Below are 22,122 nucleotides of genomic sequence, written 5' to 3'. Positions count from 1 at the left end.
GAAGTAAAGACTACAATTATTGTGATCGGCGATTATTGTAGTTTTTTATCATTATTTTTTAAAAAAGAGAGTAGATATAGAATAGGAGAAAAACAATGGAACAATTGAGAAAAGATGCAATGGAACAAAGAAATATCCAAAATGCCAATTTAATCGATGAATGGATTACGGAGTATGGCCCGTTTACATCCCAAGGAAAAAATGCTTCCTACATACCAGCTTTAGAAAAGGCAGACTCATCACATTTAGGCATCTCGATAATAGAGCCGGATGGGAACATTATAAAATCTGGTAATTGGGAAGTAACATTTACGCTACAAAGCATTTCCAAAGTAATTAGTTTTATCGTTACATGTATGCATCATGGCCTTCCTTATGTATTGGAGAGAGTTGATTTAGAACCAACTGGAGATCCTTTTGACTCGATTATTCGTTTAGAAATGCATAAGCATGGAAAACCATTTAATCCGATGATTAATGCAGGAGCTATTACGGTTTCTTCGATTCTTCCTGGGGAAACCCCAAAAGCGAAGTTAGAATCGGTATTAAAGTTAATGGAGAAAATGGTAGGGAAACCTTTTACCTATAATGAAGAAGTATTTCGCTCCGAATGGGAAACAGCAAATCGAAATAGAGCGCTCGCTTATTATTTAAAAGAAACAGGCTATTTAGAAATGGAAGTAGAGGAAGCGTTAGAAGTATATTTGAAGCAATGTTCAATAGAAGTAAACACAGAAGACATTGCATTGATCGGGTTAGTTTTAGCGCATGATGGATATCATCCTATTCGGAAAGAACAAATCCTTCCTAAAGAAATTGCTAGATTAGCAAAGAGTCTCATGCTGACTTGTGGAGTCTATAATAATTCCGGACGATTTGCTGCATTCATTGGAATTCCTGCAAAGACTGGGGTATCCGGTGGAATTATGGCAGCAGTACCTCCCCGTGTAAGACAAGTTGCATCTCCTTTACTGGACGGATGTGGGATAGGTATTTATGGACCTGCTATTGATGAGTATGGGAGTAGTGTGGCAGGTGTTTTATTACTTGAAAAAATAGCGAATACATGGGATTTGAGTATTTTTTAAAGTTTTGATGTATAAAGGCTCTACAAGTCTTATGACTAGTAGAGTCTTACTTGTAAATGTAGTCCTATTTAAATATTGATACCTGATGGAAACAATCGTATAATACGTAATGGAATAACCCGTAAGTTCCATCCATTTTATTCCTTTTTGTAACCCACTCTCTGGTAATCTTCCGCATTACCAAAATATGACCTTCGTCATGCCACTAATAATTTTCCTACCATTCTTTATTTAAAACTGAGTCTATATCAATTTATTAAAAAGAAGGAGTGCAGTAAATGACCAAAAAGTTTTTCGGTTTGATCGTGGTAGCTACTTTAGCTTTATCGATCATATTAGCAGGATGTTCCACAACAAATACTAGTCAAAATAAGGATAAGCCAAAAGACGAGCTTGTACTGGCATTTGGATCTGAACCTGAAACCGGATTCGATCCAACGACTGGTTGGGGGCGTTATGGGTCCCCACTCTTCCAAAGTACTCTTTTAAAAAGAGATGATAAGCTAAATATTGTAAATGATTTGGCAACAAGTTATGAAGTAAGTGAAGATGGAAAAGTGTGGACAGTGAAATTACGTAATGATGTGAAATTTTCAGATGGCGAGCCATTAACAGCAGAAGATGTGAAATTTACATTCGAAACAGCAGCGGCTAGTGGATCCGTTATCGATTTAAATGGATTGGAGAAAGTAGAAGCAGTAGACAATACGACAGTAACCTTTACTTTAAGAGAAGTACAATCCACTTTTGTTAATAATCTAGTGGCAACTGGAATTGTACCAAAACATGCATACGATGAAAACTATAGTGAAAATCCTGTAGGATCTGGACCTTTTCAGCTCGTCCAATGGGATAGGGGACAACAGATGATTGTTAAATCGAATCCCGAATACTATAGCAAAAAGCCGTATTTTAAAAAATTAACATTTGTATTCTTGAATGAAGATGCTGCATTTGCTGCTGCTCAAGCAGGAACAGTAGATCTTGCCTATATACCAGCTGCATTAAGTAATAGAAAAGTGCCTGGCATGAAACTTGAAGCAGTTAAGACAGTGGACAACCGTGGAATTGTATTCCCATATGTAAAATCAGGTGATGTTACAGAAGATGGCTTACCGATTGGTAATGACGTAACTGCTGATCCAGCTATTCGTCATGCCATAAATATTGCGGTTGATCGAAAAGCTCTAATTGACGGTGTATTGGAAGGACAGGGAACACCTGCTTATACTTCTGTTGATGGACTACCTTGGTGGAATCCGGATACTGTCATTAATGATGCTGATTTAGATGGGGCACGTAAACTACTAGAAGAAGCAGGTTGGAAAGATACAGATGGCGATGGAATTTTGGAAAAAGACTCTCTTAAAGCAGAATTTAGTCTTTATTATGCAGCGGATGATGTAGTAAGACAATCTCTTGCCATTGCTGTTGCAGATATGATGAAAGCCCTCGGTATTCAGATCAAAATAGAGGGTGGAAGTTGGGATGTCATTGAGCAGAAGATGTATTCAGAAGCTGTACTAATGGGCTGGGGAAGTCATGACCCACATGAGATGTACAACATATACGCTAGCGATAATGCTGGGGTAGACTACTATAATACAGGTTATTATAAAAATGCTAAAGTAGATCAATATTTTAAGGAGGCGCTTCAGGCTAAAAGTGAAGCCGAGGCGATAGAGTTTTGGAAAAAAGCACAATGGGATGGATCAACTGGTTTAAGCGCAAAAGGAGATGCTCCTTGGGCGTGGTTAGTCAATATTGATCACTTATATTTAGTGAAAGATAACTTAGATATTGGACAACAAAGAATCCATGTACATGGGCATGGATGGCCGGCTACAGATAATATTGTTGATTGGAAATGGAGTAAGTAAGTTGCACAAAAATATTGGTATAAAGATTGGAATCTTTCTATTGCTGAAAGGTTTAAGAATGCTTACATTATTAGTCGCTATCTGTTTAATCTCTTTTTTATTAATAAAAAACTCTCCGATTGATCCAATTCAAGCCTATATTGGTGCGGATATGTTAAAAGTAGGTCCAGAGCAACGAGAGAAGATAGCGGAGTATTGGGGACTCGATCAACCAGTGATGGTACAGTTTTTAAGTTGGGGTTCCGCCTTACTACAAGGGGATTTAGGAACTTCCATGACGTACCGCCGTCCCGTTGCGGAAATAATTGGAGAACGATTTCTAAATTCACTTCTTTTAATGTTAACAGCATGGATTTTATCAGGAATAATTGGATTTATAATGGGTGTTGTATCCGCGATGAAAAAGGACACTTGGATTGACCGAATGATTAAGTGGTATTGTTACACACTAGCATCTACGCCTACTTTTTGGATGGGACTTTTAATGCTGATAGTCTTTGCTGTTTGGCTCGGTTGGTTTCCAATTGGACTAGGTGTGCCAGCTGGTGTTCTAGCGGAAGATGTTACTATAGCGGATCGCATAGAGCATCTGGTACTTCCAGCGATTACACTTAGTATTATTGGTGTTGCGAATGTAGCATTACATACGCGTCAGAAGTTAATCGATGTTCTTTCGAGTGATTATGTGTTGTTCGCTAAAGCAAGAGGGGAACGTGGTTTCACCTTGTTTTGGAGACATGGATTGCGGAATGTAGCGTTGCCTGCCATCACTTTACAATTTGCTGCATTTAGTGAATTGTTTGGTGGTGCGGTGCTTGCTGAGCAGGTATTCTCTTATCCGGGTCTCGGACAAGCGACAGTTGAAGCTGGACTTAGAGGAGATGTTCCTCTTTTATTGGGCCTAGTTATATTTAGTACTTTCTTTGTTTTTGCAGGAAATTTAATTGCCGATTTAATCTACTACATAGTAGATCCGAGAACGAGGGAGAGTAGAATGTTATGATTCCAAGTCTCAAAGTGAAAGATAAAGAACAAAAGATGAAACTGTTTTCTCTCAATCGTAGACAAAGAACGCTTTTTACAATCCTTTTCTTCGCTCTTTTCTTAATAACGGTTGTTCTAGTTGGGGCATTACTCGATAAGGAACGAATTGCCACGAATCTAATCGAACGAAATTTGGCACCTTCAATAGATCATCTTTTTGGTACAGACTGGTTAGGTAGAGATATGTTTACCCGAACGATAATGGGGCTTTCCTTAAGTATCGGGGTAGGAATGATTGGGGCTGTTGGCAGTACGTTCATCGCCCTAACGCTCGGTATGGCTGCAGCAACAATGGGAAATGTGGCAGATCGTGTGATTTCTTGGCTAATCGACCTTTTTCTAAGTGTGCCGCATCTAGTGACCCTAATTCTGATTGCCTTTACGTTTGGCGGAGGATTTAAAGGAATTGTTATAGGTCTAATGTTAACCCATTGGCCAAGTTTAGCTCGGGTTATTAGAGCAGAAGTTATGCAAATTCGCTCAGCCGAATATGTGCAAATATCTCAGCAGATGGGGAAATCTCGGGGATGGATTGCTATTCATCATATTCTTCCGCACCTGACACCGCAAGTTTTAATTGGCTTTATGCTGCTGTTTCCGCATGTGATTTTACATGAAGCTGCAGTAACATTTATAGGTTTAGGTTTATCGCCACATGAACCAGCTATTGGTATTATTTTGTCAGAATCTATGAAGTATTTATCTGCAGGTATGTGGTGGCTTGCCTTTTTCCCAGGATTTTGTTTACTCATTATCGTTCAGGCATTTGATCGAATTGGAGAAAATCTAAGATTACTGATAGATCCTACGAAAAGCAACAATTAATAGAAGGAGGGGAAAAGATGCCTATCCTTGAAGTAGAAAATTTATCTATATCTTTTAACCAATATACAACTGGTTTGAAGCAGAAAAATATACAAGTTATTTCAAGTTTAAATATCACCATAGAAGAAGGTGAAATACTTGCAGTAGTAGGGGCAAGTGGTTCAGGGAAAAGTCTACTGGCACATGCCATTCTTGGTATACTTCCCGACAATGCCACAATCAGTGGAACCATTAAATACAACGGGGAAGTGCTTACTACTTCACAACAAGCATCGTTATGTGGTAAAGAAATTGCACTTATTCCACAATCGACAAACTATTTAGACCCACTTATGCGCGTAGGAAATCAAGTTCGTTCTTCCGTAAAAACTGGTGACGCTACTTTAGCGCAGAGAGCGGTTTTTAAACGACTCCGCTTAAAACAAAACGTAGAGAAAATGTTTCCTTTTCAGCTTTCTGGAGGAATGGCACGAAGAACGCTTCTTTCTACGGCAATCGTAAGTGATGCAAAAGTAATTATTGCGGATGAACCTACACCGGGTCTAGATCCAGTTGTTATAAAAGAGGCATTAAGCAATTTCAGAGAATTTGCAGACAATGGTTGTGCAGTTATGCTAATTACACATGATATTGAATCAGCTTTAACGATTGCTGATAAAATTGCTGTTTTTTATGCAGGTACGACAGTAGAAGTAGCGCCTGTAGAAAATTTTACAGGTGATGGTGAGTCATTGAGACATCCATATAGTAAAGCGCTATGGAGAGCATTACCTCAAAATGATTTTATCCCAATTCCTGGATCACAGCCTCATCCAAGTGCTTTGCCAACTGGTTGTTTGTTTGCTCCACGCTGTATAAAGGCAACTGCTGCTTGCAACCAAAAACAACCAGAGATGCGTCATCTTCGTAATGGAATGGTGAGGTGTATCCATGCAACTTGAAGCGAAAAATATCGGATTTCGATATGGCAAAGGTCCGTGGCTGTTTCAAGGTGTCAATCTAACGGTAGAGCCTGGGGAAATCGTTGGACTCACGGGACCAAGTGGACAAGGTAAAACAACTTTTTGTCGTATCTTATCGGGATATGAAAAGGCTTTAGAAGGTAATATTACAATGGATGGTTTACCAGTATCTTCTAAAGGAATCCATCCAGTACAATTAGTTTTTCAGCATCCAGAAAAAGCCGTAAATCCACGCTGGAAAATGGAGAAAGTGCTGAACGAAGGTGGAAAACCTGATCAAGAATTGTTCGATTTATTAGGAATTAAGCAGGAATGGCTGATGCGGTATCCAAATGAGTTATCCGGGGGAGAGTTGCAACGATTTTGTGTGGCGCGGGCATTGGGTTCTCATACTCGTTTTCTCATTGCAGATGAAATGACGACTATGCTCGATGCAATCACGCAAGCCCAACTTTGGCATGCAGTTCTTGAAATTGCGAAAAAGAGAGAGATGGGGATTATCGTTGTCAGTCACGAAGCTAAGCTTGTACAGAGACTTTGTGATCGAGTGATTAATTTAGCTGATATAAAATAAGTGACTAAAGTATATTTAAAAAAATTAAGTCTATTAGGTAAAAAGGTTTAGGCTGGTTTATTTTTTTAAATTGGTCAATATATTAACAAGCCGTTCTAACGTGAAAACGTTGGAGCGGCTTGTTTTTTTCTAAATAGAACTTGTCTTATAAATTATTTTAATTAGTTCTTTTTTAGTAGCAAGCGGTAATATACTAATTTCAATAGCTCATATTTAACTATGTAAAGGAGATCATTTATTGGAAAGTATGAAAGAAGTTGTGCTTTCGGAATCAGTCCATAATTTCTATTCTCGTATCGGCAAGAGAGTAGCAGATATCATAGCTAGTATTATACTCTTATTATTCTTTACGCCGTTACTACTATTATTTTCGATTCTTGCATTGCTACTTTCGGGTAAGCCTATTTTTTTTAGGCAAATTAGAAGTGGTATCCACAATACATCTTTTAAGATTTGGAAATTTCGTACAATGCAACCGATCATGGAAGAGTCTAGTAGTCATCAATACGAATGGGGAAATGGCGTTCCAAAAGAATTTTCTTTTGTTAAACCAATAGATCAAGAAGTGACGAAAATTGGCAAAATATATAGGAAGTATAGCATCGATGAAATTCCTCAATTATGGAATGTGCTTAAAGGAGATATGAGTCTTGTAGGGCCAAGACCGGAGATGGTTGAAATTACGAGTCATTATTCGGAAGAGCAGAAGAAGCGATTACGAGTGAAACCCGGAATTACAGGATATGCCCAAATAAATGGACGTTCAGAAATAAGCCATGGTCAAAAAATGGAGCTGGATCGATACTACGTGGAAAATTGCTCCCTGGCATTAGATATAAAGATCATTGCTCGTACTATATTATTGGTTATTCGGGGAAAGGGGGCGTATTGAATCGATGAAATATTTCCTATTAAGAATGGTTGGCATACGATGAGACAGACGATAAGTTTTAAAGAAATTTTAAGTTTATTTTATAATAAACGAAAATCAATTATTTTTGTTGTTTTATTGATTACATTAGGAGGGGGGTCCGTGTATTTTACAATCCCACCGGTTTACGAAGTTAGAACGGATCTTCTAATAAATAATTCTGCTAAAATTACTCAAAATACTAACCTTCAAGCGAATGAAATTGATACGAATTTACGCCTTATAGAAACATATAAGCAAATGTTAAAAAGTGACAGAATGATTAGTAAGGTAAACGAAGAATTAGAAAAACCATACTCAAAAGAAGTGATAACAAGTAACGTCAAAATTGAAACGAGCAATAACTCTCAAATTATTACGATAGTTGTAAGCGAAAAAACCCCTGAAGCAGCTGCATTATTAGCAAATACTTATGCTGAAATTTTCCAAAAACAGGTTAATGAGTTAATGAATCTTGAAAATATAAATATTCTAAAAGAAGTTTCGGCTGATACAGATGTAATTATGGTCAAACTAAGTGCTATTTTATACTATATTATTTCCTTTGTTATAGGGCTACTTATATGTGGTATGACCATTCTTATAAGAGAATTTCATATGACAGATTTAAATACAGTCACTAAAACAGAAAGAAGTTTAGGTATACCTAGTTTAGGTACCATTTCTTTTACGAAATCAAAGAAAAGAATGAAAAGAAGATTTAAGAATAAGCAATATAAACTCGTTCAAGATGTGTATAATCCATCTCATTTAGTTGAAGAATTTAGAAATTTACGTGCTAATGTTCAATATCAAATGGAACAAAAAAAGATTAAAGCGTTTATGGTAACAAGCCCGAATTTTGTGGAAGGAAAAACATTTATAAGTGGCAATTTGGCAATCGTCATGGCGATGGACGGTAAAAAAACAGTATATGTAGATACCGATCTTCGGAAACCGGATGGAAGAAAACTATTCGATCTTCCGGAACGAAATGGTCTAACATCTGCCATATCAGGTGAATTTAAATTGGAGGAAGTAATACAGCAAACTTCTATAAATAACTTGTTTTTCATAAGTGCAGGTCCAATTCCCCCCAATTCAGCAGAAATATTATCTTCTACAATAATGAAAGAAGTAATAGAGGAATTGAAGTCAAACTTTGATGTTATCATTTTTGATACATCTCCGTTATCTGTAACAGATGCATTAAGTCTTTCAATGCTAGTAGACGGATGTTTATTTGTCATAAATGCGGCAAATTCAAAAGAAGAACTTGCAAGAAAGAGTATGGCTAGATTAACAAAAGTAGGAACAACATTTTTAGGCTCAGTATTAAACAGAAGCGGTACGAATTATCACTACTAAAGATAGGAGGCTTTAAATTGCTTGTAGACATACACAACTATATATTGCCGGTTAATGAAGGACCGGGAAATGACGAGGGAGCAATAACACTAGCAAAGCAAGCAGTGGAGAGCGGAATAACACATATTATTGCAGCACCACATAGTATGAACAAAGACTATAGAGACTTTGAACCATGGATTAAACATCTAGTAACTAACTTGAATAAAAAGTTTATAGAACTCAATATTCCACTAACAGTTCTCGAAGGAATGGAAATACGACTACAGGAAGATTTACTTGATGATTTAAAGAAACAATTTTTACCGCTCGCAGGAACGAATAAATATATATTGATAGAATTCCCTAAAAATAGAATTCCTGCATTTACGCAAAAGATTTTTTATGAAATTCAATTAAAGGGATATATACCAATCATTGCCCATCCCGAACTAAATACAGAGATGATCAAAAATCCAACAAAGCTTTTGGACTTAGTAAATAAAGGAGCACTTGTTCAAGTAAACGCAGCAAGTCTCCTGGGTAAGCATGGAAGGGGCATAAAAAGGTTTGCTAAAAAAATATGTAGGCATAATCTAGTCCATTTTGTTACGACTAACACATATAACGATGAAAAGGAGCCCTTTATCCAACAAAGTGCTTATAGAACTATACAAAAGAAATTTTCAAAAGGGTTTGTAAATTACTTACAACAAAATACTGTTCATATAGTTGAAGGAACGGATTTTCATATACGGAGACCAATTAAATTTTAGGATTTGTTAGTCGATGGGAGAAAGCAATGGTTGAAAGTAGAAGTAAGTGGCTATCCTTTTTTTTATATTTAACAATGTTGGTGAGTTCATTTGTTTTTATTGAACCCTCTCCATATGATGTACTTATCATTCTCCTTGTACTAATTGGTTTTGTTTGTTCAATTTATAGTTTTTCCAAGGAAATGATTTTTCCACTGTGCGTGCTTTGTATTTTTTTAATAAGTAATTTAATATCTTTATTTTTCATTAAAGAAATCGGATCATCCATATTTTTTACAGCTATTACATTTTATCTGGCTCTTTCTTGGATAGGGTTAATTGGAATGAGTTATCTTATACGACCACACTATTTAAAATTAATTGCCCATGGTTATTTAGTATCAGCGTTACTTTCATCTATTATCGGGCTGCTAGCATATTTTCACCTATTACCCTCTAGTGAATTTTTTTTAATGTTTGGAAGGGTGAAGGCTCTTTTTAAAGATCCAAATGTATTTGGACCATTCTTAGTAATGCCTGCTCTTTTTACTTTAAGTATGACGGAGCGGAATAAAATTCTGATTAAAAAGAAAATATTCTATTATATTGTTTTCCTTGTTCTAGCCATAGGAATAATTATTAGTTTTTCTAGAGCCGCTTGGGGAAATTTTTCTTTTTCCTTATTAATCTATTTGTCTTTATTTAAAATAAATCTTTTTAAAAATAGGATCTATACGCTAATCTTTTTAATTATGGTAGGTATACCAGGAATTTTATATTTTATTCAAATGCCAATGGTAGAGGATTTACTAGTTTCTAGATTAAGTTATCAAAACTATGATAATGATCGATTCGAAACGCAATTAGCTGCATTTGAAAGTGGGTTAACCAACCCTTTTGGAATTGGTCCAGGTCAATCGGAAAATACTTTTCAGCGTTCACCACATAGCTTATATGCAAGGCTCTTTACTGAAAACGGAGTGGGCGGTTTAATCTCATTTTCTTTATTTTTCCTCGTTAGTATTTATAAGTCTTTTTCTAGTTTCATGAATTCTGAAGGAGAGATTGGAATATTCTATCTCGTTATATTCGCTTCTTTAGTTGGATTAGCATTTAATAGTTTTTTTATTGATACTTTACATTGGAGACATCTGTGGCTTTTATTAGCTTTTGCATGGTATCCAACATTATTAGAAAGAAAAGAAGAACAGTAACGATGGGCAAGTATATATCTAGTCATGCGAGAACAAATCCTACCTTCAATATGATAGAGAAACAAATCATGACAAAAGAAAGTGTTGTAAGTAGAAGATGGAGGGGGATATCGGGTGAGAGTTTCTGTAATAATTGCTGCATATAATTGTGAAAATGTAGTAGGGGAAGCAATAGAAAGTATTATAAATCAAAGCTATAAGGATTGGGAATTAATCATATGTGATGATGCATCTACCGATAAAACAGCAAGCGTACTTGAAAGGTATGCAAAATTAGATAAACGCATAAGCATTTTAAAAAATTCCGTGAATAAAAAAGCGGCGTATTCAAGGAATAGATGTATAGAAGTGGCAACTGGAGAATTTATCGCCATAGAAGATGCTGATGATCGGTCAATGCCTGGTAGGTTAAAGAAGCAAGTGGAGTATCTGGAGGAAAATAAGAATATAGATTTTGTCGGTACCGGTGATATTTCGTTTGATGAAAAGGGTATTTGGTCCAAAACATTATTGAAAGAGTTTCCAATAAAGAAGGATTTTTTGTGGGGTTTTCCTTTTGCACATCCTTCCATGATGTTTCGAAAATTAGCACTCCAGAAGGTAGGAGGGTACCGAGTTTCCGATGAGACCACACGTGGACAAGATGCTGATATGGTTATGCGAATGTATGCAAAAGGTCTAATGGGAGCAAATATTCAAGAGTACTTGCATTACTATAGGGAAAATAAAGCTGCATTTAAGAGAAGGTCAGTGAAATATAGACTGATTGCGGCAAAAGTGAATGGGGACAGATTTAAAGAAATGGGTCTTATGCCTCTCGGTTATATTTTTATGTGGAAAACGGTTATCGGTGGATTCATTCCATGGAGGTTACTATTTATTTGGAGAAAATGGTGGAATAATGCTTAAAAATATAATCATAGACGATACATTGCTAGAGAGGACCTGTGAAAGAAAATGAGAAAAATCACCATTGTAGGAACGGGATATGTAGGGCTCGTCACTGGAGTTGCATTAGCTAGTATTGGTCACTATGTGACTTGTGTGGACATCAATGAACATAAGATCAACAAGCTAAAGAGAGCAATTTCCCCTATTTTTGAACCGGGACTTGAAGAAATGATGAAAAAACAACTGGAAGACGGACATCTTTATTTTACTACACAATATGACAAAGCAATCCCAGAAGCTGAAGTAGTATATATAGCTGTTGGAACGCCGGAGAATACAGATGGAACAGCTAACTTAGATTATATAATCCAAGCAGCTAAACAAATAGCTACACATATGACAAAAGACATCGTAGTAGTGTTAAAAAGTACAGTACCTATCGGAACAAACGAATTAGTAAAAGAAATAGTATCCGCAAACAGTGAATTTTTTATTGAGGTAGTATCAAATCCTGAATTTTTAAGAGAAGGTTCGGCGATTTATGATGCATTTGAAGGGGATCGCATCATTATTGGTGCATCTGATGAAGGAGCAGCAAACTTATTAGAAGAAATTAATCAGCCATTTGGTATTACAATATTTAAGACTGATTTGCGTAGTGCTGAAATGATTAAATATGCCACTAATGCATTTTTGGCAACGAAGATTAGCTTTATTAATGAAATAGCAAATTTATGTGATAAATTAGGAGCAAATATTGAAGAAGTTGCGGATGGCATAGGGATGGATAAAAGAATAGGAAGACCTTTTTTAAATGCTGGGATTGGCTATGGAGGTTCCTGTTTTCCGAAAGATACTGAGGCGCTCCTACAAATATCAAATAGCGTAGAATACAATTTTAGAATATTAAGAGCGGTTACAGAAGTGAATAAAAGTCAAAACTTTTTTCTTGTAGAAAAAGCTAAATCTATTTTAGGTTCATTAAGAGATAAAAAAATTGCCGTTTTGGGTCTTTCATTTAAACCAAATACAGATGACATAAGATCTGCTGCATCTATTCCCATTATTCAAAAGTTAGTGTCAGAGGATGCACACATTATTGTATACGATCCCGTCGCTATGGCAAGAGCAAAAGAAATACTACCCCGACAAGTAGTTTTTGCGGATTCTTCACAGGAAGCATTACAAGACACGGATGTTGCTTTTATTGTCACAGAATGGAATGAATTTCTGGAATTAACTCCGACAGATTTCTTAAAAACTATGAAGAAAGCAATCATATTTGATGGACGAAATTGTTTTGATCCCCTTCTGATGAAAAGTCATGATATTCAATATTATTCTATTGGAAGACCATAAATAGTATAGATAAAATCTGTTCTGATATATGAGTCAATATGAATATAATACTGGAGGAACAGTTAAATAGTAAGGGTTATAAAAATTATCTAGAATCAATTTCCGTGATCCTCCTGATGAATAACTTTTAAAATCTAACGAAAGAAATCAAATACTATCGCTTTATAAATATAAAGAAAAGAAGGACTAGCCATTGATACTATGAAAAAAACAGCAGTTCTTTTGATGGTTATAGCGGTTCTATCAAAAGCATCAGGATTTCTGCGTGACATTACACTATCTTTTTTTTACGGTGCTACCTCCTCAAGTGATGCATACATTGTTTCAACTACTATTACTTCAGTATTATTCAGTCTTATCATCGCAGGAATATCAACTGCGTATATTCCAATGTATAAGCAAATCGAGCATAATGTAGATCGAAAATCAGCTATTGGTTTTACGAATAATCTTATCAATATTGTGTTAATCGTCACAACTGGAGTTATTGTAGTTGGACTAGTATTTTCAAATGTATTGGTAAAGTTGTTCGCATTAGGTTTCGATGATGAAACATTAAAAGTTGCCGTACTCTTCACTCGTATTGGGTTAATAGGTATCTATTTTACAAGTTTAACCCAGCTTTTCATAAGTTATCTCCAACTGAATGGCAAGTTCACTATTCCTGCTATGATTGGTTTTCCATTCAATATTGTAATTATCCTTTCTATTTATATAAGTGCTCAAACCGATATTATCTTTTTAGCAATTGGCAGTGTTTTTGCCACTTTTTTTCAAATGCTTTTTTTAATACCTGCAATACGTAAAACGAATTATCGATATGTTCCATTTGTCCATTTTACGGATAAGAACATCAAAAAAATGGCAGTCATCGTTTTTCCTATTATGATTGGTATTTCTATCGATCAAATCAATTTGATGGTAGATAAAACGTTGGCGTCTATGTTAGTAACAGGGGGAATTTCAGCTTTAACTTATGCGAGTCGGTTAAATGATTTCGTGCAAGGGATTTTTGTCCTTTCGTTTGTTACAGTTATGTTCCCCATTATTTCTAATATGGCAGCTAAAAAAAATACAAAGGACTTTAAGAAGTCGATTAATGAAGTTATTTCCAGTGTGATTATTATCGTAGTACCGGCGAGTATAGGGGTTATGATATTAGCAAACCCCATTATCAGAGTGCTTTTTGGACATGGACATTTTGATGAACGTGCCATCGAAATGACTTCACATGCACTATTTTTCTATTCTATAGGAATGATTGGATACGGTTTTCGTGAAATATTAAATCGGACATTTTATTCCCTACAAGATACAAAAACACCTATGTACAATGCTTCTATTTCAGTTATTTTAAATATTGTTCTTAATTTCATTTTATCTTCCTATATGGGGATTAGTGGACTAGCACTCGCAACAAGTTTATCTGCTTTGTTCTGTTCACTATTATTAATGCTTAATCTTCGGAAAAAAATTGGAGTATTCGGTTTGAAAGGTAATGTGATAACTTTTGCTAAAGTAATTTTTGCTTCTTTTATAATGGGCCTTGTAGTTTATATGCTGGATGGATATTTATTTATAGGATGGAACGCTTTTATAAAGTTATCAATCATTGTTGGTGCAGGTGTTATTGTCTATTTCACTTTAATAGCATTATTAAAAGTGAGAGAGTCAAAGCTACTATTCGATTTTTTTAAGAAGCTCATCCGTCTTTAGCTTATTAGACAGATTATTTTAGGAGGGAAGTACACTGAAGAATATGTCACTCAAAACTATTACGTCCATTGATGAACTAGGGAAATTTCGAAAGGCTTGGACTACTATTTTAGAAGTGAACAAGAATACAAACCCATTTATAGAATTTGATTGGGTTTTGGAATGGTGGAAGCACTTAGGAAAAGAAAAAAATATAGAAATCATATCGGTTTTGGAAAATGAAGAAATAATAGCATTTTTACCCTTCCTTTATGAAAAAAAAGGTTGGATATACAATTACAATTTTATTGGGTTTGGTCAAGCAAACTATATGGATTTTGTTTCCTATGAATATTCTTTGGAATATGTTGTGGAATTTGTGATGGACGCCATTATTAAAAAAAGAAGAAATGTTATTTTCTATTTACATGGGTTATTGGAAAGTAGTTTTTCTCACAGCAGACTCGAAGTATATCTTAGAAAGAAGAAATTAAGTTACTCTACTCATCGAGTCATCACACCCTATATAAATTTAGAAAAAATACAGATGGAAGAATATATAAAGAAAAGGCAAAAGTTACACCGTCTGGATAGAAGAGAAAAAAGGATTAGAGAAAATGGAGAAGTGCAAGCATTGCTCACAGGTGCTGAGCATATGGAGACGATATTTAACATTCATGATAAGCGATGGAAAAAAAAGCATGATACAAGTGGATTTACTGATCCGGATGAAAAGCAGTTTTATAGAAGTTTAGCGCTACTACAAGATGGATCTTTCAATACGGAGATAGATGGGCTTTTTTTAGATGGTAAAATGATTGCTTTTGACTATGGATATAGATGTAGAGGAAGATATATCAGCTATGTATTAGGCTTTGACGATGATTTTGAAGTATTTAGTCCGGGTAGAATATTAGAAAAGGAAAAAATTCTCCAATGTAGTAGGCGTGGTATTAATATTTTTGATTTAAGTATTGGCTATGAAACATATAAGTTTGAGTGGAATACCGATTTAGATTATACAAGAAAGATAATCTTTTCCTCGAAAGGCTTGCCAGCGAGTATGCTAAGATTTTATCTTTCTTTAAAAGAATCGCTTGTTGCACGTGTTAAAGTACATCAGAGGCTGGTTTTGTTTAAGCGAAACAAAATTGGAAAGCTACTCTATGTCACAAAGAACATTATTAGTAAAAAAGAAAATAAAGGAGCGAGAGAAGCCCTTTCAACCTTTCTGCGTCCCAAACTAAGGAAATTATTTGAATGGAAGCGTTACTCTATTTATGAAATTGCTAGTAAGAATGTATTAGAGGATGTAGAAAATAATAAGTATACGCATTTAACGATTAAAGATTCCATTAATAATAATAATCAACTCCAAGAACATATGAGGGATATTTGTACAAAAATATATGGAGGATATAAAGGTTATTATATGGCAGGTCATCTATCTTTTAAAAATGTGTTCTGGACAAACGAAAAGGTTATCCGCATTGATGATATCTCTTACTTAATAAATTTTCGAAAAAGCTCTGTATTTATTGAAAATTGGTGTATTGATAATGTAGGTGATATTAGTTCCTTTGTCAAACAGCAAAGTAGAGCAAATAAATTATTCGTTTGTGTTAAATCTTCTTCTCAAAAAGAAATAAGTGAACTAGAAAAGTTAGGATTTACAGTAAGTCAACAAATTTTTAAAAGAACGATACTAGGATTTTCCAAAACTACATTTACTGGTGAAAAAAGCATTGTTTAATGAGCGTTTTAGATATTAATTAAATTATAGTATGTTGTTTATTTATCGTTTCCATCAAAGAAAATGAGGGATAATGGATGAAAATTGTTCAACTAATCACACATATGAATGAATTAGGTGGAGCTCAAGTTCATGTCCGTGATTTATCGAGACGGCTAATAAAAGATGGTCATACGGTGACAATTGTTTGCGGTGGGGAAGAAAAAATTGACCAAGACTTACTTATTCCTACTGTTGCATACGTGCGAAGTAAATTTTTAATACGTAATATTCATCTAGTAAAAGATTTTATCGCGTTATTAGAAATACGCAAAAAAATAAAAAAACTACAACCGGATATTGTGGCAATTCATTCTTCCAAAGCTGGGATTTTAGGCAGGATTGCCTGTTGGTCCCTTCGTATTCCATTTGTATTTACAGCACATGGTTGGTCTTTTACAGAAGGAGTAGGGAAGAAGCAACAACACTTTTATAGAAGAATGGAAAAATGGATAGGTAAGATAAGCACAACCGTAATTACCGTTTGCGATTATGATCGAAACCTAGCATTAAAACATCAGGTACTTCCATTTGAGAAGTTAAAGACTATTCATAATGGTGTAATAGATATGAAAAAAGGCCGATTAGAAGGCATGCCTAGAGAAACTGTAAACATTTTGATGGTCGCTCGTTTTGAGAAACCTAAAAAACAACAAGAGCTTATAGAGGCACTGTTACCTCTAAAGGAATTAAACTGGCATATGATTTTTGCAGGTGATGGAAGATTAAGAAAGGAATCGGTTCAATTTGTTCAAGAACATAATTTAGGTAATAAAGTAACGTTTTTAGGCAATCATTCAAACGTCCCAGCTTTATTAAGTGACTCGGATATTTTCGTCCTAACTTCTTCATGGGAAGGACTTCCTTTATGTATTTTGGAAGCAATGTCACAAGAACTTCCAATTATCGCGTCAAATGTTGGAGGGGTAAAAGAGGTTGTTAGAGATTGGAGAAATGGTTTTTTAATATATGAAAACTTATCAGAGAAGTTATCCTTATTAATAAACGATGGGTTACTTCGTCAAAAAATGGGCAACAAAAGTCGTGAAATATATGAGTCAAGTTTTACATTCGAAAAAATGTATGAAAAAACACTCTCAACGTATTATAACTTAACTTTATCGGAGGAGAAAAATTGAAAGTATTAGTTACTGGAGCAGCTGGTTTTATCGGATCTTATGTCGTACATGCCTTATTAAAACAGCGATTTACTGTCGTTGCGGTAGATAATTTATCGACAGGTTCGAAAAGTAATATAGCAAAAGACACACGATTTTATGAATTGGATATAACAAATAATGATTTAGAGAATGTATTTCTAATTGAACAACCAGATTACGTTATTCATTTAGCTGCACAATCATCCGTATTTGAATCGATGCTAAAACCTATGGAGGATTGTCAGGCAAATTTGGTTGGGACACTTAACATCCTTCGCTTTTCTAAACAATATAATGTGAAAAAATGTGTATTTGCATCGACTGCTGCAGTATATGGAAATCCTTCTATATTGCCTATAAAAGAAGATTCAAAGCTTGCTCCGCTATCCTTTTATGCTTTATCCAAGCTCTCTGCAGAAAATTATATACTATTATATGAGAAACTATTTAGTCTAAAAAGTTGCATCCTAAGATTTTCTAACGTGTTTGGTCCTTTGCAGGCAGGTGGTGTAATTACAAGTCTCCTTGATCGTTTATTAGAAGGAAAGGACCCAGTGATTTTTGATGGAAACCAAACAAGGGATTTCATCTATGTAAAAGATGTTGCAGCAGCTTGTATCCAATCATTAATTTCAGAAAGCACGGGCATATTTAATATTAGTTCTTCAACGGAAATATCCATTCAACAAGTGTTCGAGGGATTAACGGAGCTTACTGGAGTTCGGACTAGTCCTATATACGAATCATTACGAGAAGGAGAGATTAAAAGAAGTGTCTTATCTAACGAAAAAGCTATAGCATCTTTTGAATGGTATCCAACGTATAGTTTTGTATCCGGCCTAAAAGAAACAATTCATTATTATACCTATATAAAACAGACCTAACCTGAATGGAGGATTATTTGGAGCTTGTTCTGATTAAATCGTATAAGCACTTAAGATTATTCGAAAGAGACTGGTCTACTATTTTAAAGGAAAATATAAATACAAACCCCTTTATCGAATTTGAATATGTTTGTAGGTGGTGGGAAGTTTCAGGTGGAAATGAGGAAGTGGAAATTTATGCAGTAAAAGAACATAATCGAATGATTGCATTTTTTCCATTTCAATCGAAAAAAACTTGGTTCGGTTATATAGTGAGTTTTTTGGCTCTTAAAGAGGTCAATTATATGGATTTAATAGTTCGAAAGAGAGATTTAGATCGAGTCATTATGTTTGTTTTAGATGCGATTATTAATCAAAAGAAGAGTATCGTTTTTCAGTTGCATGTATTAATAGAAAGTGGGGCTACACCTACTAAGTTATCTAACTATTTGCAGGCAAGAAAGATGAAAGAACAACCTAAAAGTATCGTAACTTCAACTTCCCATTATAATAGATATACGAGAAATATTGTCTTTTCTTCAAATACTATAAGGGCAAAAACTTATCGCAATTTCTTATGGGCAAAAGAAATAGTTGTTAATAAGGAGATTCATAAAGAGAAGACTTAATTAACATTTTGACTGACTTATCCATATCGAGTAAAAATAGTAGTAAATTAAAGAGAAGGTGTCCTTTATTATCCATTTGGAAAGAAAACTTCTTACTATAAAAATGAACACGTATTATTTTTTAAAAGAGTTTGGCTTGGATGAACATCCCTCCGATATCCGAGGTTTCACACACGCATTTATACCAAAAAGTTATTTGCAAAAAAACGATACGCTCCTAATAGATTTAACAAAAAGTAAAGAGGAACTACTCAAACAATTGCATCAGAAAAACAGAAAACAAATTAAAAAGGCTTTAAATCAAGGGTTTCATATAGAGATACTTAATAAACCGTCAACTAAAGACATTCGTGCTTTTCAGAAATTTTATAATGATTTCGCACAAAACTCAAACACGTATCCATGTAATTCCTTTCACATAAATACGATGAGTAAACTAAGGAACAAAAATGCTCTAATCATTACGAAACTAATGAACAAAGGTTATGAAGTCCTATGTTATCAAGTGTATATTTCAGACGGAGAAACTGCTTTTTCTTTATATTCTGCGTCCCATTTCCGCTTAAAAGAAACATCAGGAGAAAAAAGATTGTTAAGTGAGGCAAGTAGATATTTACAGTGGCATAACATACTTTATTTTAAAGAGACTCATCATACAATTTATGATATTGGCGGTTTTACAAAGAATGAAAATATCCGTAAATTTAAAATGGAATACGGTGGAGAAATCACTGAAGTCTACTCTGGTTATAGCGCAAATTCATTCGTTGGAAAAATAGTCCTGTGGCTTAGGACGATCATTACGAGGAAAGGATGAGATACTGGGGGCACTTGTGATTTCTTTAGATATGGAGCTAAACTGGGGAGTCCATGATGTATTCACTCTTGAAGATTATGGAGAAAATATACTGGGGGCTCGCCTCGCTATTCCACGGATTTTGCAGTTATTTCTAAAGTATGACATTCATGCTACATGGGCAATTGTTGGAATGCTCTATTGTCAAAATAGAAAAGACCTGTTAGCAAAGTTAGAAAGCATGGACATACCTTATGAATATGAAGCTTTTTCAGCTAAATCCAATCTATGGCAAGTTGGAGAGGATGAAATACAAGATCCTTATCATTTTGCGCACACACTGATTGAGACTATAAAAGCTGTGCCTAACCAGGAAATTGGGACGCATACTTTTTCCCATTATTATTGTTTAGAAGAAGGGCAAAAAATGGAGCATTTCGAAAAGGATTTACAAGCGGTTGTTCAACTAAATGAAGAAATTACATCATTGGTCTTTCCAAGAAATCAAACAAATAATGATTATTTGCATGTTTGTAAAAAGTACGGCATCGATGCATATCGTGGAAATGAAGAAAGCTGGATTTATAGTCCTTTTACAAGCAAGACAAATACAAGAACAAAAAGAATGCTTCGATTGTTAGACGCATATGTAAATTTAACTGGGCATCATACATTTTCATTAAAAGACATACAAAAGGAACCAATCATCAACATTAAATCTAGTCGCTTTTTAAGACCATGCAGTAAACCATTTTCTGCATTGGAGAACTATCGATTAAGACGAATAAAAAATGGATTAACAAAAGCTGCTAAAAACAATGAACTATACCATTTATGGTGGCATCCACATAATTTTGGAAAGAATATCGAAGAGAATATGCAGTTTCTCGAAGAAATCTTAAAACATGTAGATTATTTAAAAGCAAAATATAATTTTCAAAGTATGCATATGCGGGATGTCGCCAATGTACTGAAAATTATTTCATAAAAACCACGAAGGGAGTACTGCTCACCTTCGTGGTTTTTATGTCACCCCATATTTCCTGCGCAGTTCCACAATCTCCGCATCTTCATTTCTTTTCCCAGTAATCAAATCCCTTAAAATTTGAGATCCCAACATACTATATACCGTGCCATTCCCACCGTATCCTAGCAAATAATAGTGATTCTTTTTAGTCGGGTGCTCTCCGATAAATGGTAGATTGTCGTTGGATTCTCCAAAACTAGCAGCGTAGGCATATTCGATGTTCAGCTCATAATTTGGGAACAATTCCTTCGTTTGTCTTAACAAGTTGTTTGCGCGCTTCATAATTAATTCGTCTGAAAGTGGGGCTTCCGGTTTGTCCTCATCTAATCCACCCGCTATTATTCTGCCATCTACTGTTGTTCGCATATAAAGATAAGGTCTTTTTGTTTCCCAAATAAGGGCTTTCTTATACCAGTCGGACAAATTCTTTAAAGGATTACTAACAAATACATACGAGCGGTTAATATCTGCACCAATCCTTTTACCGACAGGCGTAGTTTCATAGCCAGTCGTATAAACAATATGTTTGGCGTGAAATGTTTGTTGAGAAGTACGAATCTCCAAAATATCATTTTCTTGCACTACATCTTGTACGTCCACATATGAAAAAAGGTGTCCTCCAACAGTTTCGACTTCTTTTAGAAGTCCTTGTACAAATCTCAATGGATTTACTTCTGCATCATTAAAGGTAACTAAAGCACCTGGCTTAGAGAATGGAAACTTTTCTTCTATATCATCTTGTTCAAAATAGTCACATGGAAATCCATATTTTTTCAAAGTAGCGTATTCAGTTTTAATTTTATCCACAACTTTTTCATCACTTGCGTAACAAATACTTGGTCGACGAATAAAGTCGGCATCAATATGTAGTCGTTTTACTATTGTTTCAATGTCGTCTACTGCTTGGTAACAAAGTTTATAAAAGCGAACAGCCTCTTTTTCACCAATTTGGTCCATCAATTCATGCAGCATAATATCATTCGAATACTGTAATAAACCCGTATTTGCACTTGTGCTACCAGTCCCCATTTCTCGTTTATCTAGTATGGCGACAGATAGCCCGGCTTCCACTAAAGCAAGTGCGGTTAAAGAACCGGACATACCAGCACCTACGATTACTACATCGTATATTTCTAGTTGTTCTTTCCGATTTTGAGGTTTAAACTGGGTGGTTGTTGTAGGCCAATAAAGTGTGCCATTATGTAAGTTCATTCAGGAATCCTCCGTATCTATATTTCTACTTATATACCCATATACTATTGATTCAACACACACATGTTATACTAGTCTTAATCAATGAAAAAGGATGTT

20 protein-coding genes are annotated in these 22,122 nt (G+C 35.0%); 19 read left to right on the top strand and 1 reads right to left on the bottom strand.

The features are described from left to right. The first annotated feature begins 95 nt into the window (after positions 1-95). The 19 genes from AC1DFT_RS01820 to AC1DFT_RS01730 all read left to right on the top strand — a co-directional run bounded on the left by AC1DFT_RS01820 (position 96) and on the right by AC1DFT_RS01730 (position 20,772). Positions 96-1,088: a glutaminase gene (locus AC1DFT_RS01820; RefSeq protein WP_477917072.1), complete on the top strand. Its 993-nt coding sequence runs from the start codon at positions 96-98 to the stop codon at positions 1,086-1,088. Between the two features lie 278 nt (positions 1,089-1,366). After that, entirely contained in the window at positions 1,367-2,968 is a 1,602-nt protein-coding gene (locus tag AC1DFT_RS01815; RefSeq protein ID WP_477917070.1) for an ABC transporter substrate-binding protein, read from the top strand. Then, the gene (locus tag AC1DFT_RS01810; RefSeq protein ID WP_477917383.1) at positions 2,943-3,971 is read left to right on the top strand and encodes an ABC transporter permease; all 1,029 of its coding nucleotides are present in this window, start codon (positions 2,943-2,945) and stop codon (positions 3,969-3,971) included. The genes AC1DFT_RS01815 and AC1DFT_RS01810 overlap by 26 nt, the downstream gene beginning before the upstream one ends. Then, complete coding sequence (locus AC1DFT_RS01805) at positions 3,968-4,837, top strand: ABC transporter permease (protein ID WP_477917068.1); 870 nt, start codon at positions 3,968-3,970, stop codon at positions 4,835-4,837. Before AC1DFT_RS01810 ends, AC1DFT_RS01805 begins: the two co-directional genes overlap by 4 nt. 17 nt (positions 4,838-4,854) lie before the next feature. Next, positions 4,855-5,778 (top strand): ABC transporter ATP-binding protein, encoded by a 924-nt coding sequence (locus tag AC1DFT_RS01800; RefSeq protein ID WP_477917066.1) that lies wholly within the window; start codon positions 4,855-4,857, stop codon positions 5,776-5,778. Then, entirely contained in the window at positions 5,768-6,373 is a 606-nt protein-coding gene (locus tag AC1DFT_RS01795) for an ABC transporter ATP-binding protein (protein ID WP_477917064.1), read from the top strand. Before AC1DFT_RS01800 ends, AC1DFT_RS01795 begins: the two co-directional genes overlap by 11 nt. Positions 6,374-6,620: 247 nt before the next feature. Next, complete coding sequence (locus AC1DFT_RS01790; RefSeq protein WP_477917381.1) at positions 6,621-7,265, top strand: sugar transferase; 645 nt, start codon at positions 6,621-6,623, stop codon at positions 7,263-7,265. 39 nt (positions 7,266-7,304) lie between these two features. Next, the gene (locus tag AC1DFT_RS01785) at positions 7,305-8,651 is read left to right on the top strand and encodes a tyrosine-protein kinase domain-containing protein (protein ID WP_477917063.1); all 1,347 of its coding nucleotides are present in this window, start codon (positions 7,305-7,307) and stop codon (positions 8,649-8,651) included. Between the two features lie 17 nt (positions 8,652-8,668). Then, positions 8,669-9,406 carry a tyrosine-protein phosphatase gene (locus tag AC1DFT_RS01780; protein WP_477917061.1) on the top strand — a complete coding sequence of 246 codons (738 nt, stop codon included), beginning with the start codon at positions 8,669-8,671 and terminating at the stop codon, positions 9,404-9,406. Positions 9,407-9,729: 323 nt separating this feature from the next. Continuing rightward, a complete protein-coding gene (locus AC1DFT_RS01775) occupies positions 9,730-10,599 on the top strand; it encodes an O-antigen ligase family protein (RefSeq protein ID WP_477917059.1) in 870 nt (289 codons plus the stop codon). Positions 10,600-10,713: 114 nt separating this feature from the next. Next, a complete protein-coding gene (locus AC1DFT_RS01770; RefSeq protein ID WP_477917057.1) occupies positions 10,714-11,508 on the top strand; it encodes a glycosyltransferase family 2 protein in 795 nt (264 codons plus the stop codon). Between the two features lie 48 nt (positions 11,509-11,556). After that, the gene (locus AC1DFT_RS01765; RefSeq protein WP_477917055.1) at positions 11,557-12,849 is read left to right on the top strand and encodes a UDP-glucose dehydrogenase family protein; all 1,293 of its coding nucleotides are present in this window, start codon (positions 11,557-11,559) and stop codon (positions 12,847-12,849) included. A 201-nt stretch (positions 12,850-13,050) separates the two neighbouring features. Then, complete coding sequence (gene murJ, locus AC1DFT_RS01760; RefSeq protein WP_477917054.1) at positions 13,051-14,565, top strand: murein biosynthesis integral membrane protein MurJ; 1,515 nt, start codon at positions 13,051-13,053, stop codon at positions 14,563-14,565. A gap of 43 nt (positions 14,566-14,608) precedes the next feature. Further along, positions 14,609-16,297, top strand: coding sequence for a GNAT family N-acetyltransferase (locus AC1DFT_RS01755; protein WP_477917052.1), 1,689 nt, complete (start codon positions 14,609-14,611; stop codon positions 16,295-16,297). A 77-nt stretch (positions 16,298-16,374) separates the two neighbouring features. Further along, positions 16,375-17,475, top strand: coding sequence for a glycosyltransferase family 4 protein (locus AC1DFT_RS01750; protein ID WP_477917050.1), 1,101 nt, complete (start codon positions 16,375-16,377; stop codon positions 17,473-17,475). After that, complete coding sequence (locus AC1DFT_RS01745; protein WP_477917048.1) at positions 17,472-18,380, top strand: NAD-dependent epimerase/dehydratase family protein; 909 nt, start codon at positions 17,472-17,474, stop codon at positions 18,378-18,380. Before AC1DFT_RS01750 ends, AC1DFT_RS01745 begins: the two co-directional genes overlap by 4 nt. A gap of 17 nt (positions 18,381-18,397) precedes the next feature. Then, positions 18,398-18,988, top strand: a complete 591-nt coding sequence (locus tag AC1DFT_RS01740) for a GNAT family N-acetyltransferase (RefSeq protein ID WP_477917046.1) — start codon at positions 18,398-18,400, stop codon at positions 18,986-18,988. Between the two features lie 136 nt (positions 18,989-19,124). After that, positions 19,125-19,805, top strand: a complete 681-nt coding sequence (locus AC1DFT_RS01735; protein ID WP_477917044.1) for a hypothetical protein — start codon at positions 19,125-19,127, stop codon at positions 19,803-19,805. 16 nt (positions 19,806-19,821) lie between these two features. Beyond that, positions 19,822-20,772 carry a polysaccharide deacetylase family protein gene (locus AC1DFT_RS01730; RefSeq protein WP_477917042.1) on the top strand — a complete coding sequence of 317 codons (951 nt, stop codon included), beginning with the start codon at positions 19,822-19,824 and terminating at the stop codon, positions 20,770-20,772. A 36-nt stretch (positions 20,773-20,808) separates the two neighbouring features. Here the strand turns inward: AC1DFT_RS01730 and AC1DFT_RS01725 are convergent, their stop codons facing one another. After that, on the bottom strand, positions 20,809-22,023 hold the full coding sequence (locus AC1DFT_RS01725; RefSeq protein ID WP_477917040.1) for an NAD(P)/FAD-dependent oxidoreductase: 1,215 nt from the start codon (positions 22,021-22,023) through the stop codon (positions 20,809-20,811). Between the last annotated feature and the right edge of the window lie 99 nt (positions 22,024-22,122).

The organism is Psychrobacillus sp. 05T411, from assembly GCF_056396485.1.
The sequence above is the reverse complement of the archived record's forward strand: the minus strand, read 5'-3'. Positions and strand labels throughout refer to the sequence as shown.